The following is a 1,031-nucleotide window of genomic DNA, read 5'->3' on the forward strand; positions in this document are numbered from 1 at the left end:
CCATGACTGCTCCTCAAAAAGCAGTCTTGAATCAGAACTCGGGGCAAATGGGAATCCCTTTTGTCAACACGGCCTAGGCTCTCACCTTCATCGGCGATGTTGTGAAACCGCCGATACCGTTCCCATAGGACGTCTGGGTGAGGAAATGCTTCCATGCCAAATTCGGTTTCGGCAGGCTCCGTTGCAGGAGCAGCGCGATTATGCTCGGCAAAGCCGTCGCCGTTCGAACTGAAGGCGCTCGGTACGTCAATAATCTCAGCATAGCCTATAGCTTGCTGAAGCCCGCTGCTGATCGTGTGTTTGTTGTCCTTCGCTTCCACCACAGCCAGCGGCAAGCCCGGCTTGAGCGAAAGAACATAGTCCGCGAATTTGCGCTTCTTCTTGTTCCGGGATGACAGGTTTCCGCGCACAACGACCGGGCCGGGAGCGAGTGTCACTTCCCGGCGTATCTGCTGCATCTGATCCCAACCCGCCTGCTTGATGGCAGGGGTGATGAACAGGTCGCAGATATCAATCTCGCTGCATTTCTTCTTCTCTGCCTCGTCCAACCAGCCTGGCCCCGATATTTTGTCAGCTATTCCAACATTCTCGAAGGTTCGATGACCCTCTCGACACACTACCAAAAGGTATTCGCAAGTCACCATGCTTTCGTGAGCCGATAACATTCGTGGCCGCTACCCTGCCGGGCAGCCTGCTCTATCCGCTGCGCGGACCGGGCCTGTAGTCCCCGCCCATCCGGGTGACGATCAGGAGCGGTTAGGTATTGATCCGCATCGAGCAGCGGTCATATCCGAAATGTGGTGGTCAATTGTAACGGATGAGACCCCTGTGTGAGAAACCAAAGCGTGCCACCTTAATGAGAGAACAGGCAAGCTGGATTTGCGGAGGGGAGGGGGGCTGACTGCTGGCACCTAGAAAGTGTCCGTTGAACGATCCTCTTTGGCACAAGCAGCTTAGGCCGTGTTGACAAAAGACTTCAGCCATAGGCGAGTGGCGGCGAGGTTGAGAAAACTCTCGAAGGATAGGATGGT

General features: G+C 55.3%; 1 pseudogene. It reads right to left on the reverse strand.

Annotated features, from left to right (window positions below):
- Positions 1-548: pseudogene (locus QUA34_RS30090) on the reverse strand (hypothetical protein); the annotation flags it as partial.
- Positions 549-1,031: the final 483 nt, after the last annotated feature.

It is taken from the genome of Microcoleus sp. POL10_C6 (genome assembly GCF_036701585.1).
Classification (GTDB): Bacteria; Cyanobacteriota; Cyanobacteriia; order Cyanobacteriales; family Microcoleaceae; genus Microcoleus.